The sequence below is a fragment of the Leisingera sp. M523 genome (assembly GCF_025141335.1).
GTDB lineage: Bacteria > Pseudomonadota > Alphaproteobacteria > Rhodobacterales > Rhodobacteraceae > Leisingera.
This window is the reverse complement of sequence record NZ_CP081036.1, coordinates 1,329,162-1,346,907: the sequence shown is the minus strand read 5'-3', so window position 1 is coordinate 1,346,907 and position 17,746 is coordinate 1,329,162. Positions and strand designations below refer to the sequence as shown.

Here is a 17,746-nt window from a genome sequence, read left to right as displayed (position 1 = left end):
TAGATGGGGAGGCATGAAAAAAGCCAAAAAGTGAATTTGAAATCAACCTTTTGATCCAACGAGGCGACCGCCACAACGGTCGCCTCAATCCTCTCTCGCAGGATTTTCGCATGAAACTCAACGTTCGTCATGTCGACCGTACTAGGTCACCATCGACCCGGTACTTTTGAGCAAAACTGATTTCCGCTCTACTTTGAAACGCGCGGGAACATTCCAGGGCAGTAGTTTGTCGTAGTCGCTGCGAGGCAACTTCGCCGCGATCTGGTCCAGCACCCAATTCAGATATGGTTCGACATTGACTCCGTTGAGCTTGCAGGTTTCGACGATGGAGGACAGAATCCCCCACGCTTCCGCGCCTTCGTCGCTGCCCATGAACAGAGCGTTCTTGCGAAGCAAGATCGACGGCTTGAACATGCGCTCGACAGCGTTGGTATCGAGATCAATACGCCCATCATCGACGAAGAGCACCAGTTCTGGCCAGTGCTTTTGTGCATAGTTGATTGCCTTCGCCATCCTGTTTTTCGACAGATGGCGGCCCGAACATTCATCTAGGAATGCCTTTAGGCGAGCAAGTATGGGGGCGCTGAACTTCCGGCGGTGTGCTTCCCGAACCGTCGGAGGCTTGCCCCTTATCTTGTCTTCCTCGGCATAAAGTTCTGCGATCATCCGGATCACAATTCTGGCGTCTTCGGTCTTGTTGAACTCGTACTCGTCCGTGAAGTGCCGCCTCGTGTGTGCCCAGCACTTTGGAGAGATGATGCCTTCAACACCCGTTCCTTCCCGTCCCAATTGCCCGTAACCAGCGTAGGCATCTGTTTGAACGATTGCAGTGACGCCGTTGAGAAGTTCGTGGATTTTGTACATCGCCCTCGTTCTGCTTGGGCAATACAAGACAATGGGTGGCTGATTGCCGCCAAAGGACCGGTCATCGCGGTGAATTGCAAATAGATAGCTCGTGCTGGTTTTGCCCTTGCCCGGTGCGAGCATTGGTACAGTCGTTTCATCCATTAATAGACGCGCACTGTTCTGTTGCAGTTCCGACTTCAGCAATTCGTAGACGGGCAGAAGGGCTTGCGTGGCTACTCGATTTGACCATTTCATCAAGGTACTGCGTTTCAGATCAACACCATTTGCCTTGTGAATGTTCTCCTGTCGATACCACGGCAACTGCCAGCCAAAGCGCATAGTCACAGCGCTGGCTAGAACGCCGTTGCTCATTGTCGTCTGAGGAAAAACACGTGGAATGAACGGAGTGCTAATCACTTTATTTTTTACACGACACCGGTATCTCGGATACTGGCGCACCGCCACGAAGTGGCGCGCCGGGATCACCTCCAGAGTCTCGTTGATGTCATATCCGCGTATCCCTCCGCCGCATCCGCAGGGACACTTTCTGTTCGGAGTTCCCATGTAGATTTCGCGCCTTTCGAGGTGTGTCGAAAATTCGCGTTTGCCGCGCCCGTTGCGATTGCGAGGAGCCGCTGGCTTTGGGAGCGTACTTTCGCCGTGACTATTGTTCCTGTGGTTCTGCGAGGGGTCTTCTGGTGTGCCTTCCGGAGTTGAAGGGCCATTATTGTTTTGATCCATTTTGGGTTGTCCTTTGTCTGGATTGCGGTCTGAATTCGCGCCGAACACCATTTTCTTGAGATCGGCGACTTGCCCTTCCAGTTCCCTTATCTTCGCATCCTTGATACGTTTGGCTGCTTTTGCCTTATTCAACTCGGCGCGGAGGGCGGCAGTCTCTGACTGCATTTCCTTCAATAGAACTTCGACACGTTCAGCGAGATGGGAGCCTTCAGGCCCCACCAACGCAGCTATGTCTGCCAACAGGCGTTCAATTGTTTCATCCATGTCGTGAAGCGCAGCAAAAGGCTGCGCCCTCCAGCAAAATCAAAAGAGCGAAATCGCTCACTCAAGCTCGTGGGAACTCGGGCGGGAGGTTGGATGGAGACTCGAATTTCGATTAGCAAGTGAATTCACTAATTTCACAACTCAAGATTGAATCTTACTTCCAGAAAATTACAGAGCCGAGAAATTTGTGACGCAGGATTACCGGATTTTTTCTTTAAGAATAATTGGTTGTTGATGGAGATTTTAGGAACCAACGAAATCGCACAACCTTAGCGACCCTCGCGCCTCAAGTGATTCGGGCGATTTTGCAAAAGATAAATGCACGAAGGTGCCGACGGAAACGTCTCAAGCACCCGCTTTTGCCAGCCTTGGGTGATGGTAGTTCGCGGACTCAACACGCCGCCAGTCCAGACCTTCAAAGCGCGCTTCGAACTGGGCCTTTGTCATGGAGATGGTGCCCTCACTCAGCTTAGGCCAAACGAAGCCCGCCCCTTCGATGCGCTTGTAGACCAAAACGAGACCCGTCCCATCCCACATTAGTATCTTGATTTTGTCCCGACCTTTCGACCTGAAAACAAAGAATGCCCCTGAAAGTGGGTCGAGGTCGAAATTGCTGAGGACGTAGTTGGCTAGCCCGTCCATCCCCTTTCGGAAATCGACCGGGGTTGTGGCGAGGTAAATCTTGTAGGTGTTCGACGGCGCAATCATTGGAGTTGCCCCGCGACCTGAACGAGTTTCGCAAGATCACTTTGGGAAATCCCAAGAGGAAACTCGATAGCGACACTCCCACAGAGAATGCGTCCAAATCCTGTTTGGGTGCTGCGGGTCGGTGCAGCCGGTTCGACTGCCGGTGTCTCGTCCTCAATGTTCAAAGCAGCAAATGCCGGGCCTTCTACTTGGAATTTTTCACCTCGACTACGCCGATCTGCAACCGACCACTTGCGGACGAGGCATTCATGCGCGCCGATCTCTGCAGCTACATCACCGGCTGACTGACCTTCTTCCCGGATGCGGCGCGTGGCTTCCCATTTCAATTCGTTGGGCCAGATGTTCTTTCCAGAAGCTGACTTGCGAATTGTGAAACCCCAGACCTCGTACTCCGCCATTCTGACCTCCTGCCATGTACCGGGGGTCTGATACCATTTGGAGCCTTGGTAGGTTTAGAGGTCAAAGAGGGGGCTAGATGCAACGCTTACGTTCAATGCGGCAATAAAGAGAAGATCACGGTAGTATGGCTTTGCGAGCCAGAACCAAAAAAGCCCTCAAGTCAAAGACTTAAGGGCTTTTTATGGCTCCGGCGGTAGGGATCGAACCTACGACCAATTGATTAACAGTCAACTGCTCTACCGCTGAGCTACGCCGGAATACGAGATGCGGTATAGAAATAACTCCAATAGACGTCCAGAGGTAATTTGCGGTTTTGAACAACTTTTTTCGCCCCCGCTTGAGGGGCCGTTTTTGCCGGGAAGAACCGCAAGTCCTCCAAGGCCTGCCAACCTCCAACCAGCCGCCGGACAGGCCCCCGATTTGCACGCGCAAGACTGATGCCTGCGGTACGGCTAGTGCGTTTCTTCAGGTGCGTCCTTCGGAATCAATTCCTCCAGAAACGCCTGCAGCGGCGGGTTCTTCTCAGCCGCACCGGTTTGCTGAGCAGCAGACTGCGGCACGATGGCAAAATAGGCGTACGGAAGCGGCAGGCCAGGTTCACCAACCACGACGCCAAGACTGGCTGGATGCTTGGCCTCCGCCAGCATCTTTGGCACCAATGCAATGCCTGCCCCCTGCCTGGCCAGTTCCAGGGCTACCGCAGCGCCGCCGACACGCAGGCCTTTGCGCATGTTCGGATTTCTGGCCAGGCCAGCGGCCCGGAACCAGTTTGCCCAGGTCGGATGCGACGCATACTGCTCTCCCCAATCAGTATGTATCAGCAAAGCGTCCGGCACTGCGGCAATCCCGGATCCTGCTACATGACTGTCGTAAAACGCTTGCGTGCAAAACGGATGGGCCACATCTTTGAACAATGGCAGCTGGGTGTGCTGCGGATAAAGATTGCTCTCATAGGTTACCCTAAGATCGGTACGCGTATTCAGCAGGTCGACCGGGTCAGCTTCGATCCGCAGCTCGATCCCGGTGCCGGGGAACGCCTCCCGAAAGCGTGAAATGGCGGGGGCGACCCAGTTTTCTGCCAAAGACTGGATTGTGCTGACCGCAAGGCCAGAGCGGGCCTCAGTTTCAATGAGATTCTCCGTGGCCGTCGATATGGCCGTCAATGCTTCGGAAATTGCCGGGTAATAGGTCCGCCCGGCATCGGTCAGCAGCAGACGGTTATTCAACCGGTGAAACAGCGTTTTCCCAAGAAACGCCTCGGCATTCTTGACCTGCATGCTGACTGCGGCAGGCGACACGCCGAGTTCGGACGCCGCTGGCGTGAACCCGCCCAAACGCACCGCAGCCTCGAATGCTTTGAGTGCATTCAATGGAGGAAGGAGCATGGAAGCGGCCCTTTCTGAATCAGAAAAACTTAGGCCAGCCTCACATTTTTCGGTCTGTAAAGACATCGCACAAACGCCATCATGCCCCAAAAACGGGAGTGACGGACATGGCGCGCATGGAGATCGAATACCTGGGACAGCCGGAAGTGGACCGGGTGGCGCTTAGCAATGACGACATACTGGATGCGGTTGAGCAGACTTTGGTTGCAGCCGGCCGGAACAAAACCGTCATTGAGCCGCGGATGCATCTGACGCCGGATCCGGCGTTCAACGGGCACTTCAATGTGCTGCGCGGATATGTGGCGCCGCTGGACTATGCAGGCGTCAAGATCGTGGGGGATTACGTCGACAATTACAAACAGGGCCTGCCGTCCGAGCTGGCGCTTTTGAACCTGTTTTGCCCCAGAACCGGGGCACCGCGCGCCGTGATCGACGCCGCGGGCATTACCGATATGCGCACCGGTGCGCTGACGGCCCTGGGCGCCAAATGGCTGGGGCCGAAGACCCCGAAGATCCTGGGCCATGTCGGGGCGCGCGGCACTTCCTACTGGAATGTGCGGCTGCTGGATCATCTGTTCGATTTCGAGGAAATCCGCATCCATTCGCGGCGCCCCGAAAGCAGGGAGGCCTTTGCCGAACGGCTGCGCCAGGATCTGGGGAAAGACGTGACCGTGACCACAAGCTGGCAAAGCTGCCTGGAGGGCGCTGATATTCTGGTCGAGGCAACGCGGCTCAGCACCCCTGCCCCGATGTTTAACCGGGCCTGGGTCAAGCCGGGTGCCTTTGTGGTGCCTTACGGAACCATGAGCACCCTGCCGCTGGATTTTATCGAGGGTTTTGACAAGCTTGTCATGGATGATCTGGGGCAGATGCGCGCCGGGCATCTGGGGGCGCTGAGACCGCATATCGATGCAGGGCTGGTCAGCGAAGAGACGTTTTATGCCGAGATCGGCGAAATCGCCGCAGGAGTGAAGCCGGGACGCGAAGCGGACAGCGAAACCATTCTGTTCTGGCACCGCGGCATGTCCACAAGCGATATCGCCCTTGGGGCAAAGATATTGGAGCGCGCCAGAGAGCTGGGGATCGTTCAAAACCTGCTGTACCGGGATGCCTGACATGAAAACGCTAAGACTGGATGGCGCGTCGCTGACGGTTGAGGATCTTGACAGGGCCGCGCATGGGAACTGGCAGCTGGACCTCGCTCCGGAAGGGCTTGCCAGAATGAGCCGGACACATGCGCTGGTCGCGCGGGCCATCGCAGGAAAAATCCCGGTTTACGGTGTGACAACCGGATTGGGCGCGCGGGCGACCGAGGTACTAGGCGCAGACGCACTCGCCGATTTTTCACTGCAGACGCTGCGGGGGCGTGCCCATGCCATCGGGACATTAGCTGCGCCCGAAGTGGTGCGGGCAGGGTTGATCGTCCGGCTGAACACGATGCTTGGCGGGTACAGTGCAGCCCGGCCCGAGGTCGCCCGGCATATCGCCACCTGCTTGAATGCGGGTCTTGTCCCGGTGACTGGTTCTGTGGGGTCAATCGGTGCGGCGGATCTGGTGCTGAATGCCGCAACCGGGCTTGCACTGATCGGCGAAGGCGAGATGTATGGCAGCGACGGCAGCATCTGCCCCAGCGCCGAATTGATGCAGGCACATGGGATTACGCCCTTAAAGCTAGCGCCGCGCGACGGGCTGGCGCTGGCCAACCACTCCTGTGCAACTGCCGCCAGGGCCGCGCTGACCGTGTCCAAAGCCGCAACCGCCTTTGAAGCGGTGCAGACTTCTGCCGCGATGTCGATGGAAGGGTTCCGGGCGAATACCGGCCCTTTGGACGAAACCATTTTGTCCATCAAGCCCCACCCCGGCCATCTAAAGGCAGCAGCGGGCCTGCGCAACCGGCTGGCTGGCAGTGCGCTGTTGGAATCCGGCCAGGCCCGGCGCCTGCAGGATCCGCTGTCGTTCCGCAATGTTGCGCAGATCCATGGCACGGCCAAAACTGCTCTGGACCGGGCCATGGGCTGCGTGCAAATCGAGATCAGCAGCGCCAGCGACAATCCGGTTGCCCTGGCCGAACACGAGAAAATGGTGTCTTGCGGCGCCTATTTCACATCCGAGATTACCAGTGCCACCGAAACCCTAAGCCGGTCATTTGTCCCGTTGGCAATGGCACAGCTTGCCCGCGCCGCCAAACTTCTGAACCCCGAATTCAGCGGTTTGCCCAGTTTTCTGGCAATGTCGGACAGCGCATCCAACGGGTTCGCCTCGGTCATGAAGGTAGCCGAATCCCTGGTGGCCGACATCGCGCATGCCGCCCAATCGGTGCCGGTTTGGCCCAGCGTGAATGCAAATGGAGTGGAGGATTGCCTGACAGGTTCCCCAGCCGCCGTCAGCGCGCTGGACAGGATCGCTGACAATGTCTTTCACCTGACGTCGATTGAATTGCTGATTGCCTGCCAAGCGATAGAGCTTCGCAAAGGCAGCGGCAATTGCGGCGGGTTTCTCGCTGGTATGAACAATCAGGTCCGAAAGATCTCGCCCGCGCTGCGCGAGGACCGGCCGCTTGCCAAAGATATCGAGCACCTGTCAGCCACCCTGAAAGAAAAACGCATCGCTTTCTGCCCCCCTGACGCAAGCGGATGAACACTTCAGATGCGGCGGCCTGATTGCAAAAGCACGATCCGGCCAGCAATCAGCCCCGCCCAGGTGACGCCCGCTTTTGGAGTGGTGACTTCGGACATGGCTGAAATCTGCGGGGGCCGCTTTTGCAATTACCCTCGCCGCGGCTGCGTATACCAAACGGTATAGATGTTTTTTGAAAACCCAAGGCGCGGCAAGGATTTATTGCCGCGCCTCATTCTTGATCAAGCCCCTACGCGAAAGTAAGGTCGATATTTTCAATATTTGCGATATCCAGTGCGATTGTTGAGAAGCTGTAGCTTGAGGCGACACCATTGGTGTCATCTGCATTTGCAGCCAGCGACATCAGATAAGCGTCAACTTCGACTTGCATCGCAGCAAAGTCCGCAGCAGCCACCTGCACCTCAAGCGTATCGATACCTGACTGCCCGTCGATCAGATCGCGCACGCCATCCGCCTGGAAGTCGCGCCAAACAAAAACGTCATCGCCATCACCGCCAAAGGCCATATCCGCGCCCTCACCGATACGATTTATTTCATCATCACCCTGGCCTGCAAAAATCATTTCGCTTCCAACATTGCCGCTGATCTCGTCATTGCCGGCGCCAGCAAAGATAAAATCGTCGCCTGGGTTGGCACTGATGTCGTCATCTCCGTCCCCGCCCAGTATCTGGTCGTTATCTCCGCTGCCGGAAATCTCGTCATTGCCGCTGCCGCCGGAAATGAGATCATTACCAAGATTGCCCGACAGATCGTCATCGCCTTCACCGCCAATGATTGTGTCATCGCCGGCCGATCCCTGAACAGTGTCGTTGCCGCCTGCACCGTCGATGCCATCATTGCCACCCCGGCCCGTGATGGAATCATTGCCGCTGCCGCCGATTATGACGTCATCCAGGCCTGAGCCCTCAAAGGTTTCGCCCCCGTCGCCCAGCACCACAGCACCCGGCGCCGATGCATCCGGAGCCGCAATATCACCCAGCAGAAGTTCAGCCGTCGCCATCCGGCCCTGGCTGTCAACAACGGTATAGCTCACAACGTCAAATCCACCGGTTGCTTCCGCAGTGGCGGTGTAGGTGATCTGACCGTCCGGCTCGACTGATGCCGTGCCAAACTGTCCGTCAGTTACGGACATGACAACTGGCGTGCCGGGGGCCTGACCTGGATTGTCGTTGGCCAGCACATCAACACTCACGCTGCCGTTCAGCGCTGGCAAATCAGCAGTATCATCACTAGCGGAAAGGATCAGGGATGAGACCAGAACGTCCTGATCGTCAAACCGCAGCAATTCCATATCAATCAACAGGTCTTCACCATCCGGTCCTGTCACTGTGAGCGAGCCGCCGCCTGGAGTATTCAGGGTGATCGTGTAATCTGCAAGCGCGCCGGCGAAGACTGCAATGTCGAAATCAAGGCCGCCGTCGATTGTATCATCGCCCGCCCCCCCGATGACCGTGTCATTGCCACCGGCAAGATCTATAGTGTCATTGCCGCCACGCGCATCGACGAAGTCATTACCTGAGAACGCTCGGATACTGTCGTCGGTATCACAGCCAACCAGCACGTCGTCTACGCGCACCTCACCGTCGATCCGTCCGCAAGGCCGGATGCCAGCGTCGATGTCTTCAACAGTTTCGCCTTTTCGGATTTCAATAATTTCAGCCTTGCCGGACATGTTTACATCGGAGTCGACTGTATCGTCGCCCCCCTGGTCCTGAGCAACGAATCCAAAGCCGTCGATCTCGGCAAAGAAGACTTCATAAGAACCTGGCTCCAGGTCGGTGAACGAATAAAGACCGTCACCGTCTGTGCTTGTGGTGAAAACCTCACCCGTATCAAGGTTGGTCAAAGTGACTTCTGCGCCGGCCACGCCTGGTTCGCCATTGTCGGTGTCACTGCCATCGGTGTCCTCGAAATACCGGCCCGAGAGCGAACCCGGCTGGGGGTCGACAACACCAAGGTCGATATCAGATTCCGTGTTTGCCCCGACAGTGATCACGCCCGACATGCCGTTTTCATCAACATCTGAATCGACCGCGTCGTCCGAACCGGCGTCCTGAATGGTGAATTCGGTGCCGTCAGGCGCCACCCCCATGATCTTGTAATCACCGGGTTCGATGCCGTCGAACCGGTAGTTCCCTTCGGCATCGGTGGTCGTTGTGGCAACAACCATGCCGCCGGCATCAAGCAGCTTGATCGTGACATCAGCCTTGCCCGGCTCCGAGACCATTTCCTGCTGGTCCTGGCCTTCGAGAACGATGTTATCGATGCGCACATATTCGTAGCCATCGCCCTTGGTCTTGATCGTGATGTCTTCCCCATTGCTGATGGCAACATCCTTGATGACATAGGTTGAAAAGCCGCCATCATTCGACCCGCCGCCGTCTGAATCGGCATCCAGCCGGATTGCTTCGACCAACTGACCATCCACTTTCAGCTTGATCGTGCTTTGGCCGTCGTTTTCATCCTGCACGCGTATCTTTACGTCATAGACACCGGTTTTGCCGTCAAAGGTGGTGCACAGCGTGCCGTAGCAGCCTGCATAAGCCAGCTTGACAAGCTCACCGCCGGACGCCTGGTTACCGTCCACCGTCTTAAAGCCGCTCTTGTGCATATTCTCGGCTTCGATCGTGTAATCGCAACCTGGGATGGTGGCCACCTCCCCGTTAATGCCGTCGCAATCCAAATCGCAAAAAACGGTTCCCGAAATGGATCCCGTTTCAATCTTGTCACCCGCGCCAAGGCATTTGTAGTCAACCCAGTTGCCTTTGACGCCGCAGGTCTTGACCACTGTCAATTCAACCCCGGCCGGGGGAACATCATTGTAAAAGGTGAAATAGTCTTCGCCCTGTCCCGGGGCGTCATGGCCTTCGATCTCGATTTCGATCAGATAGTAGGTATTGCCGTCCGAGCCTTTCAGGACGTGATAGCTTTCGGCATACATCTTCCCGCCTGCCGGTTCACCATCGACATAAGCGTTTTGGCCGTACCTGTCATCCGCGCGCTCGTTTCTGTAATAGTCACCCGACAAAAAATAGTCGTTGTCTTTTGTGGACAGGCACACCGTGGCACTTGCCGGCATGCTGAAGGTGTCACCGTACCCAAAGCTGGATCCATTTCCTCCTTGATCCAAAAGATCTGCTTCGGTAAATGCAGTCCATTCGTAATTCCGGTAGCTATAGGTCACTTTCACTTCCCCCGATCAGGCGCAACTCGTTACAAAAAACGCCCCAGGGTTCAGCCCGGCCTCCTGGCCTCGGAAACCTCAATTCACAATACAGACGATCCGCGCGAACCGGCTTCAAACGAAACCGGCTGCGGCTCTTACTGCGCAATGAAAGTTGTTTTTCTCGGCCATTTGCGGCTCAGTCTGTCCCCAGGCAGCGTATTTTCCCCATTCTTGGCCACCGGAAACAACACCCCGCTCCTGGCAGCCACCTTCTAAACTAAAGCGCAATTTTTTTTGTCAATGGGAAAAGTATCCGGCCGGTTGCGCAGAACAATAGAGCGTCACTCCAAATGCGGCCGGAGCCTTGTCAAACATGCTTTAAAAACAACCTCTATCCGCCGTAACAAACCGGCCTTCCAATCGCTGCCAAGGGCCGAAAAAAGAACACCGCAAAAGCGGATCCCAATCTGTTTTCCGGATCAAATCGGACCGGGTGCGGCACATCCGGCGGATTCTGCCCCATCTGCCGCTGACACGGAAACCGGTTTACACGTGCAAATGCGGGGCCAGAACCAGTGCTGCGCTGGCCCAGGCCTGCTGGAATAGCGCAACCGGAGGCTTCCCCCCTTCTTCCGCCGTCTCGATCGCAAGCATCGCCGCGCGCAGGCCGGACAGGCCCAGAACTGCCGCCGACCCTGCCAGCCGGTGCGCCTCCTTGCGCTGGCCATCGTCGAGAACCGCGCAACCCTGCAGCCCGTCCTGGAGCTGATTTACCTCCTCGCAAAATGAAGCCAGAAAGCTGCGTGCCCGGTCTTGCCCAAGGGCTTCAAAAAACTGGTGGATGTCCGACTGCATTCCGGGCAGCACCTTGACCCCGCTGCCTGCCCGGCGGTCTATCACTTCAGCCAGTTCAGCCTTGTTGGCCGGTTTGGTCAGAACTTCGGCAAATCCGGCATCCAGAATGCGGGCGTGGTCCTCCGCGGCGGCATGCGCGGTGAGCGCCACAATGTCGGTGCCCTCGGCCAGCTGCTGGGCGCGGATCCGGCGCAGTGCTTCGATCCCGTCCACCTGCGGCATGCTGATGTCCATCAGAATCAGATCGAACCGCCCCCCTTCCGCCGCCTGCACAGCCTCGGCACCGCCTGGCACAGCCGTCACCTGATGCCCCTCCTGGCGCAGCATCGTGGCCAGAAGCTCGCGGTTGATGTCGTTGTCCTCGGCGATCAGCAGACGGCAGGCGCCATTCCGGCAGGGTCTGTCCCGTGCTGCCTGGCGCGGCGGCGCCTTGGCCGCCGGTAACACCAGTGAGATGGTGAACAGGCTGCCTTCACCCAGCTCGCTTTCGCATGTAATCGTACCGCCCATGGCCTGCACCAGACGCTTGGTGATTGCCAGTCCCAGCCCCGTGCCCTCGCTGCCGCGGCCATAGCTGGAATCCAGAGTGATGAAATCTTCGAAAATCCGGTCAAGGTCGCCGGGCGCGATGCCTTGGCCGGTGTCCGCGACATGGAATTCCACCGTCTCCCCGTCCGGCAGCCGCATCACATCCACGCTCACCGCGCCATCGCTGGTGAACTTCAAAGCGTTGCCAATCAGGTTCAAAAGCACCTGCTGCACGGCGCGCGGCCGCCCGGCCACCACCGGCTTGCCGCCAAGGCTGCAGTGCAGCGACAGATCGATCCCCCTGCCCTTGGCGCTGGCCTGCTGGCTTTCCACCAGACCGCTGATAAGCTCCTCCAGATCAAAGATCCGCCGTTTCTCTGTATCGGCGCCGGCCTCCAGCCGCGACAGCTCCAGCACGTCATTCACATGCTGCAGCAGCAAGCCGCCCGAAACCCGCATCGCCTGCAAGTAGCGGCGCTGCTCCGGTGTCGGTTCGGTTCCCTCGATCAGGTCGATGGCCCCAAGAACCCCGGTCAGCGGGGTGCGCATCTCGTGGCTCATCACCGTCAGCAGGTTTTGCTTGGCGCGCTCGCCGGCCAGCGCGTCGTCCCGCGCCCGTCGCAATTCCTCTTCCGCAGCGATCCGCTCGGAGATGTCGCGCAGGAAGCCGACAAAGACCAGTTCGTTTCCCGATTGGCTGACCGAAACCGACAGCTCGACCGGGAATAGTTCGCCGGACTTGCGCCGCGCTTCCAGCTGCAGCCGGCCTTTGCCGGCCACCTGCGCCTCACCGGTTTGCAGAAACCGTTTCATGCCGGCCTGATGCGCCTCTTGCAGGTGGTCCGGCACAATCAGGTTGACCATCTGCTGGCCCATGGCCTCAGCCTTGCTGTAGCCGAACACCGACTCCGCCGCCCCGTTGAAGGCAAGAATACTGCCGTCCGCACCGACCACCAGAATCGCATCCAGCGAGGAGGCAATCATCGCCTCCATCCGCGCGGCAGAGCGGCTGCGCTCCACTGCCAGCCTGCGGCCTTTACGGTAGAGCCGCCCAAGCAGCAGCGCCGCCAGCGCCAGCGCCAGCACCAGGGCCAGCACCACCCAGCCAAGACGCGTCAGGATGGTGAACAGTTTCAGCCGCTTATCCTTGGAATCCTCCACCTGCAGCACGACACCAAACAACGCAAGTTCACGCACATCACCGCTATTTTGCACCAGTTCGGCGGCAAGCTCCGGCAAGCTGTCCAGCAACGGCTGGTTGCCACTGTCAACAACCACAGCCATGCGGTCCAGCCGGTCCTGCATCTGCTGCAGCAGGGCTGCACCTGCCGGGCTTTGGCGCAAATCTTCAAACAGCGGGCTTTCGCGGAAGGTGGCAATCCGGCTGTAGTAGATATCGAACTGACGCCGCAGCCGGCGCAGATCCCCGGGCGCGCTGGCCGTCAGGACCGCCGCCTCCAGCTTGAGATGCTCAACTTCGGCCTGGGACAGGTTCCATTGCATATTGTCGGTTGCGGCGGTCGACAGCCCGCCCAGTTGCTGCAGCACCTGATGCCCCAGCCGCACAGACTGCGCTGCCAGCGCCGCCGCAATCGCCAGCACCAGCGCCAATACCCAGCGCGGCATCGTTGGAAATCCGCGCAGCATCACCTGACTGCTCCCTGCCTGCCATTCACGGCTGAATTACGATCCGGTCCAGTTGCCAAATACTGCGCGAAAAGACTTCTTCGGTGCGGTAAGCCGGGTTGCTGTCATAAGGGTACACCACCCATAGCGGCCCCTTGTTGCGCAGGGACATTTCTGCACCGTTGCGCTCAAAGGCAACAATTGGGCCTCCGTCAACCGCATCCGCAACAGGGATTTCCACCGCATAGTCATTCACCGCATAAGCTACAAGCCGCCCGCTGCTGACATCCATCCGCCCCACCAGAACAGCCAGCGGCACGCCGGTGAATTGCTGCGGCCCGGTGGTCCAGATGGTCTCCGTCTCAAAGGTGACCGGAGCCAGCGCACGCAGATCCTCGATCGTGTATTGCGCCGCAGGTTCCGCCGCGCCCTCCACGCCGACCGACAGCAGCACCGGTTGCGCTTCATCCGCAAAACCTGCGGCTGCACAAGCCATGACTGCTAGCGAAGCCAAGGCCGCGACCTGCGAAATCAACCCTCTCATTCCAGCACTCCTCTTTTAAGGCAGTTTCCACAACAACCGGGCAAAGCATGGCATATCCGCTCGCCCCGAAAACCGGCACCTGAGGATAGGTTCATGACCTTTCGTATAGGGTGCACAACCGCCAGAGTAGCGCCATCACCCTAATGTTGGCTTACCGGAGACCGTCAGAACGTCGTAATATCAATAAAATTTCCAGTACACGCACAGGAGCAGCAGCAGATGTTCACACCCCAGTCCAGGCCGCAATCCAAGGTTGACAGTTTTGAAACCCTTGTCGCTGTAGACTGGGACCGGGAAATAAAGAACAGGTCTAGTGGCTACATGCGCATTTTGCTGGCAGACGATCATGATATGGTCCGCGAAACAATCTCCGCCTACCTCAAATCCGAGGGCGGTGCTGAGGTCGCTTTGGCGACGGATCTGCCTGGTGCGATCTCGCAGATTTGCGAACAGGGCCCCTACGACCTGGTGCTGCTTGACTTCAACATGCCCGGAATGATGGGGCTCGACGGCCTGGCCAAGGCGCTTGAGGCCAATGGCGGCAAGGGCGTGGCCATTCTGTCCGGCAGCGCACCCGCCCGCACCGCGCAGGAGGCCCTGGATGCCGGCGCCATCGGGTTCATCCCCAAGACCATGGGCGCGCAGTCACTGCTGAATGCCGTGCGCTTCATGAGCGCGGGAGAGATCTACGTGCCCGTCAATTTGATGCGTGAAGACGCCTCGGCCAGCACCCATCCGCTGGCTGAAAAACTCAGCCCGCGCGAATTGGAAGTGCTGAACGGATTGTGCCGCGGCTTGTCGAACAAGGAAATCGCCCGCGAACTGGAGTTGCAGGAAGTGACGATCAAACTGCATGTGCGCACGCTTTGCCGCAAGCTGGAGGCCAAGAACCGGACCCAGGCCGCGCTGACCGCCAAGGCGGCCGGGCTGTTCTGAGCCGGCCAGCCTGACAGCGCCCCTGTTGAGCCTTTTTCACTCCATTTCCGCCGGCAGCGCCGCATAGCCGCGAAAGCGGATTCGCCCGCCCGGCACCCGGCCAGTCAGCAGGCGATAGCCCGGGAAACGGTGCAGCAGGCGTTCAATGGCGATCCTCCCCTCCAGCCGCGCCAGCGTCAGCCCGACGCAGACATGCGGCCCGCCGGCAAAGGCCAGATGCCGGTTCGGCGTCCGGTTAATATCAAAGACACCGGGCTTTTCAAACACCTCCGGATCGCGGTTCGCCGCCCCGATCAGCAGATGCAAGTTGGTCCCCGCAGGAACCTGCATACCGCCGATGTCCACACCCGCCGTGGTTTCCCGGTTGCCCAGCTGATTGGGCGACCGGACACGCAGAACCTCCTCGATGGCAGGTTTGATCAGCTCCGGCTGCTGCAGCAGCCGCTGCTTTTGGTCCGGATGGTCATTCAGCAGCGCCAGCCCGTTGCCGATCAGGTTGGTGGTCGTCTCGTGGCCTGCATTCAGGATAAAGATACAATTCTGGATCAGCTCAACCTCGCTGAGGGCGCCATCCGCCCCCTCACCGTTGATCAGCCGTGTCAGCACGTCGGTCTCAATGTCCCCTGGTTTGGCCCGCCGCCGGGCGATCAAATCCTGCAGGTAGGCCTTGAACTCTTCCACCGCCTGGTGCCCTGCGGCCAGCTGATCAGCTTTCAGCGCAGGCTCCAGCGCCCCCAGGATAGCCAGCGACCAGTCACGCAGCGGCGCCCGCTCCGCCATCGGCACGTCCAGCAGGTTGCCGATGATCTGGATCGGAATGGAGGCGGCAAAATCCTCGATCAGATCCACATTGGCTGCTCCCGCCATTCTGTCCAGCAAGCGGTCAACCGTCTCAACCAGCCCCGGCTCCATCCGGGCAATTGCCCGCGGCGTCAGCGCCGAGGTCATGATCCTGCGCACCCGCGTATGCAACGGCGGATCGGAAAACACCAGCGAAGTGGTGTGATGCTCAAACAACGGCGACCCCGCGCCGAATTTTGGCGCAAAAGCTTTCTTCTTGTCCGAGGAAAACAGCGTGGTGTCCCGATAGACCCTGTCCAGATCGGCATGGCGGCAGACCAGCAGCGACCCATCCGGCTGCGGCAGCACCGGCGCCTCGCGCAACAAGGCATCGTAAAAGGGAAAGGGATCCCCCAGGAACCCCTTCGGCGGGTTCGCCAGGTTAAACTCCTTAATATTCACAGATACTTGCTGTCCGCTGCCCATCTGGCACCCTCCCGCTGGCCTTTCCGGTCAGCGTTCCCGCAGGAAATGCGACTGTCAATCCGCCATTGCGGCAAGAAACCCAGCGTCAGGACGCCCCTGCACAATTCGCGAAAAGGCAAGATTGCAGCGTGACATCGGCGCAAAGAGCCGCTAGAAACAAAACATGAACACACCGATTTCTTCCATCCGAAACCTTGGCCCCGCGTATGAGGACGCCTGCCAACGGGCCGGTATTTCTTCGGCCGAGGACCTGCGCGCCATTGGCGCTGATGCGGCCTATGCCAAACTTCTGCAAACCGGTACCCGGCCGCATTTCATCGGCTATTACGTGCTGGTGATGGCACTGCAGGGGCGGCCTTGGAATGATTGCAAAGGCAAGGAAAAAGAAGAGCTTCGCCAGCGCTTTGACGAGATCAAGGCCAACAGCTTTGATACCTATCAAGCAGCTTTCGAGGCAACCTTGGACATGATCGGCGTTGTCGCGCGCAAATAGCTGGATGGAACCAAATGGGGTATCCGGGGGTTGGGTCGTCAACGGGACACTAACCAAAGGAGATCCTTGATGGACCTGATCCGGATTATTTTTGCAGTCATCCTGCCGCCGCTTGGCGTATTTCTGCAGGTCGGCCTGGGCAAGCATTTCTGGCTGAATATCCTGCTGACGATCCTCGGCTATATTCCGGGCATCGTGCACGCTGTCTGGATTATCGCAAAGACGCCTGAACATGCCTGACACCGCGCATCACGAACACCGCCTGCATTCATTGCAGCGCCTGGCACACCGCATGGACCGCGCATTCCGCATTCCCTTGATCGGAACGCGGATCGGCTGGGACAGCATTCTGGGTCTCATCCCGGGCGTAGGCGACGCGGTGGCGCTGCTGCCTGCGGGCTATATCCTGCTCTCGGGCCATCGCATGGGTGCTTCAAAAGGAACGCTGGTGCGCATGGCTGTCAATATAGGCATTGATGCGCTTGTTGGTTCGATCCCGCTGGCCGGCGATCTTTTTGACATTGGCTGGAAGGCCAACACTCGCAACGTCGCCCTGCTGCGCCGCCACCTGGAACAATCAGCCGCGCCGGAGGAACCTTTGGCAAAACGTCTTGCGCGGCGCGGCTTTTCCAACCTGATCGCGCCGAAGGACTTGGCAGCCTTCAGCCGCTTCGCCACGCGGAATCGGCCCCCCAGACCGCGCAACCGGCAGCACAGCGGGCTTAAAACCGCTTTCTCCAACTCATAAAAAAACCGCGCCAGTTGCCCGGCGCGGCCTTCAGTCATCGCTTAGCCTGCGGCTTAGCCGACCAGCTCGAGGCCGGAGAAGAAGTAAGCGATCTCAACAGCTGCGGTTTCCGGTGCGTCGGAACCGTGCACGGAGTTTTCGCCAACCGACTCAGCAAATTCGGCGCGGATGGTGCCGGCCGCAGCGTCTGCCGGGTTGGTGGCGCCCATCACTTCGCGGTTTTTGGCAATGGCGTTTTCGCCTTCCAGAACCTGCGCAACGATCGGAGCGGACGCCATGAATTCGCACAGCTCACCGTAGAAGGGACGCTCAGCGTGCACTTTGTAGAACTCGCCTGCCTGCGCCTGGGTCAGGTGAATGCGCTTTTGCGCCACAACGCGCAGACCGGCTTCTTCGAATTTGGCGTTGATTGCGCCGGTCAGGTTGCGGCGGGTTGCGTCGGGCTTGATGATCGAGAAAGTGCGTTCCAGTGCCATGGGGCAGACTCCTGTGCTGAAAAGCCGGACATCATGCCCGGCCCGTTACGAATTGCCGCCCCGATAGCATGGCTCTGTGACAGGATAAAGAGGGGATTGCGCAGCTTTGACGCAGCAGCAAAGGCGAC

Annotated in this window: 15 protein-coding genes and 1 tRNA gene; 6 read left to right on the top strand and 10 right to left on the bottom strand. The window is 58.5% G+C overall.

All coding sequences use genetic code 11. From position 1 onward, the window contains the following. Nucleotides 1–141 precede the first annotated feature (141 nt). The 5 genes from tnpC to K3557_RS06590 all read right to left on the bottom strand — a co-directional run bounded on the left by tnpC (nucleotide 142) and on the right by K3557_RS06590 (nucleotide 4,409). Nucleotides 142–1,851 carry an IS66 family transposase gene (tnpC, locus tag K3557_RS06610; protein ID WP_259998571.1) on the bottom strand — a complete coding sequence of 570 codons (1,710 nt, stop codon included), beginning with the start codon at nucleotides 1,849–1,851 and terminating at the stop codon, nucleotides 142–144. Between the two features lie 345 nt (nucleotides 1,852–2,196). After that, nucleotides 2,197–2,559, bottom strand: coding sequence for an IS66 family insertion sequence element accessory protein TnpB (tnpB, locus tag K3557_RS06605; RefSeq protein WP_259998569.1), 363 nt, complete (start codon nucleotides 2,557–2,559; stop codon nucleotides 2,197–2,199). Next, complete coding sequence (locus K3557_RS06600) at nucleotides 2,556–2,957, bottom strand: hypothetical protein (protein ID WP_259998567.1); 402 nt, start codon at nucleotides 2,955–2,957, stop codon at nucleotides 2,556–2,558. The genes tnpB and K3557_RS06600 overlap by 4 nt, the downstream gene beginning before the upstream one ends. Nucleotides 2,958–3,140: 183 nt before the next feature. Beyond that, nucleotides 3,141–3,215, bottom strand: a tRNA-Asn gene (locus K3557_RS06595). Nucleotides 3,216–3,410: 195 nt separating this feature from the next. Next, the gene (locus K3557_RS06590; protein ID WP_259998565.1) at nucleotides 3,411–4,409 is read right to left on the bottom strand and encodes a LysR substrate-binding domain-containing protein; all 999 of its coding nucleotides are present in this window, start codon (nucleotides 4,407–4,409) and stop codon (nucleotides 3,411–3,413) included. 41 nt (nucleotides 4,410–4,450) lie between these two features. On the opposite strand from K3557_RS06590, the gene K3557_RS06585 reads away from it, so the two are divergent. Together K3557_RS06585 and K3557_RS06580 are read left to right on the top strand one after the other, a co-directional pair. Further along, nucleotides 4,451–5,458 carry an ornithine cyclodeaminase family protein gene (locus K3557_RS06585; protein WP_259998563.1) on the top strand — a complete coding sequence of 336 codons (1,008 nt, stop codon included), beginning with the start codon at nucleotides 4,451–4,453 and terminating at the stop codon, nucleotides 5,456–5,458. Between the two features lies 1 nt (nucleotide 5,459). Beyond that, complete coding sequence (locus K3557_RS06580) at nucleotides 5,460–6,980, top strand: aromatic amino acid ammonia-lyase (protein WP_259998561.1); 1,521 nt, start codon at nucleotides 5,460–5,462, stop codon at nucleotides 6,978–6,980. Between the two features lie 229 nt (nucleotides 6,981–7,209). Here the strand turns inward: K3557_RS06580 and K3557_RS06575 are convergent, their stop codons facing one another. From K3557_RS06575 to K3557_RS06565, 3 genes are all read right to left on the bottom strand, one after another. Beyond that, nucleotides 7,210–10,164 (bottom strand): SdrD B-like domain-containing protein, encoded by a 2,955-nt coding sequence (locus tag K3557_RS06575; protein WP_259998559.1) that lies wholly within the window; start codon nucleotides 10,162–10,164, stop codon nucleotides 7,210–7,212. A gap of 528 nt (nucleotides 10,165–10,692) precedes the next feature. Continuing rightward, nucleotides 10,693–13,176 carry a PAS domain-containing hybrid sensor histidine kinase/response regulator gene (locus K3557_RS06570; protein WP_259998557.1) on the bottom strand — a complete coding sequence of 828 codons (2,484 nt, stop codon included), beginning with the start codon at nucleotides 13,174–13,176 and terminating at the stop codon, nucleotides 10,693–10,695. A gap of 25 nt (nucleotides 13,177–13,201) precedes the next feature. Next, a complete protein-coding gene (locus tag K3557_RS06565; protein WP_259998555.1) occupies nucleotides 13,202–13,699 on the bottom strand; it encodes a molybdopterin-dependent oxidoreductase in 498 nt (165 codons plus the stop codon). Nucleotides 13,700–14,020: 321 nt separating this feature from the next. Here K3557_RS06565 and K3557_RS06560 point away from each other — a divergent pair, with 321 nt between their 5' ends. Beyond that, the gene (locus tag K3557_RS06560; protein WP_259998553.1) at nucleotides 14,021–14,635 is read left to right on the top strand and encodes a response regulator transcription factor; all 615 of its coding nucleotides are present in this window, start codon (nucleotides 14,021–14,023) and stop codon (nucleotides 14,633–14,635) included. A gap of 36 nt (nucleotides 14,636–14,671) precedes the next feature. Here K3557_RS06560 and K3557_RS06555 read toward each other — a convergent pair whose 3' ends face one another. Further along, complete coding sequence (locus K3557_RS06555; RefSeq protein ID WP_259998551.1) at nucleotides 14,672–15,901, bottom strand: cytochrome P450; 1,230 nt, start codon at nucleotides 15,899–15,901, stop codon at nucleotides 14,672–14,674. 163 nt (nucleotides 15,902–16,064) lie between these two features. On the opposite strand from K3557_RS06555, the gene K3557_RS06550 reads away from it, so the two are divergent. The 3 genes from K3557_RS06550 (at nucleotide 16,065) to K3557_RS06540 (ending at nucleotide 17,142) form a co-directional block, all read left to right on the top strand. Beyond that, complete coding sequence (locus K3557_RS06550; protein ID WP_259998549.1) at nucleotides 16,065–16,394, top strand: TfoX/Sxy family protein; 330 nt, start codon at nucleotides 16,065–16,067, stop codon at nucleotides 16,392–16,394. A gap of 69 nt (nucleotides 16,395–16,463) precedes the next feature. Continuing rightward, nucleotides 16,464–16,634, top strand: coding sequence for a YqaE/Pmp3 family membrane protein (locus K3557_RS06545; RefSeq protein ID WP_129371167.1), 171 nt, complete (start codon nucleotides 16,464–16,466; stop codon nucleotides 16,632–16,634). After that, a complete protein-coding gene (locus K3557_RS06540; protein ID WP_259998547.1) occupies nucleotides 16,627–17,142 on the top strand; it encodes a DUF4112 domain-containing protein in 516 nt (171 codons plus the stop codon). The genes K3557_RS06545 and K3557_RS06540 overlap by 8 nt, the downstream gene beginning before the upstream one ends. Before the next feature lie 53 nt (nucleotides 17,143–17,195). On the opposite strand, the gene ndk is transcribed toward K3557_RS06540, so the two are convergent. Continuing rightward, nucleotides 17,196–17,618: a nucleoside-diphosphate kinase gene (gene ndk / locus K3557_RS06535; RefSeq protein WP_027258644.1), complete on the bottom strand. Its 423-nt coding sequence runs from the start codon at nucleotides 17,616–17,618 to the stop codon at nucleotides 17,196–17,198. Between the last annotated feature and the right edge of the window lie 128 nt (nucleotides 17,619–17,746).

Coding starts and splice junctions, on each gene's coding strand:
- tnpC (WP_259998571.1), bottom strand. CDS start 1,851: ATGGATGAAACAATTGAACGCCTGTTGGCAGACATAGCTGCGTTGGTG.
- tnpB (WP_259998569.1), bottom strand. CDS start 2,559: ATGATTGCGCCGTCGAACACCTACAAGATTTACCTCGCCACAACCCCG.
- K3557_RS06600 (WP_259998567.1), bottom strand. CDS start 2,957: ATGGCGGAGTACGAGGTCTGGGGTTTCACAATTCGCAAGTCAGCTTCT.
- K3557_RS06590 (WP_259998565.1), bottom strand. CDS start 4,409: ATGTCTTTACAGACCGAAAAATGTGAGGCTGGCCTAAGTTTTTCTGAT.
- K3557_RS06585 (WP_259998563.1), top strand. CDS start 4,451: ATGGCGCGCATGGAGATCGAATACCTGGGACAGCCGGAAGTGGACCGG.
- K3557_RS06580 (WP_259998561.1), top strand. CDS start 5,460: ATGAAAACGCTAAGACTGGATGGCGCGTCGCTGACGGTTGAGGATCTT.
- K3557_RS06570 (WP_259998557.1), bottom strand. CDS start 13,176: ATGCTGCGCGGATTTCCAACGATGCCGCGCTGGGTATTGGCGCTGGTG.
- K3557_RS06565 (WP_259998555.1), bottom strand. CDS start 13,699: ATGAGAGGGTTGATTTCGCAGGTCGCGGCCTTGGCTTCGCTAGCAGTC.
- K3557_RS06560 (WP_259998553.1), top strand. CDS start 14,021: ATGCGCATTTTGCTGGCAGACGATCATGATATGGTCCGCGAAACAATC.
- K3557_RS06555 (WP_259998551.1), bottom strand. CDS start 15,901: ATGGGCAGCGGACAGCAAGTATCTGTGAATATTAAGGAGTTTAACCTG.
- K3557_RS06550 (WP_259998549.1), top strand. CDS start 16,065: ATGAACACACCGATTTCTTCCATCCGAAACCTTGGCCCCGCGTATGAG.
- K3557_RS06545 (WP_129371167.1), top strand. CDS start 16,464: ATGGACCTGATCCGGATTATTTTTGCAGTCATCCTGCCGCCGCTTGGC.
- K3557_RS06540 (WP_259998547.1), top strand. CDS start 16,627: ATGCCTGACACCGCGCATCACGAACACCGCCTGCATTCATTGCAGCGC.
- ndk (WP_027258644.1), bottom strand. CDS start 17,618: ATGGCACTGGAACGCACTTTCTCGATCATCAAGCCCGACGCAACCCGC.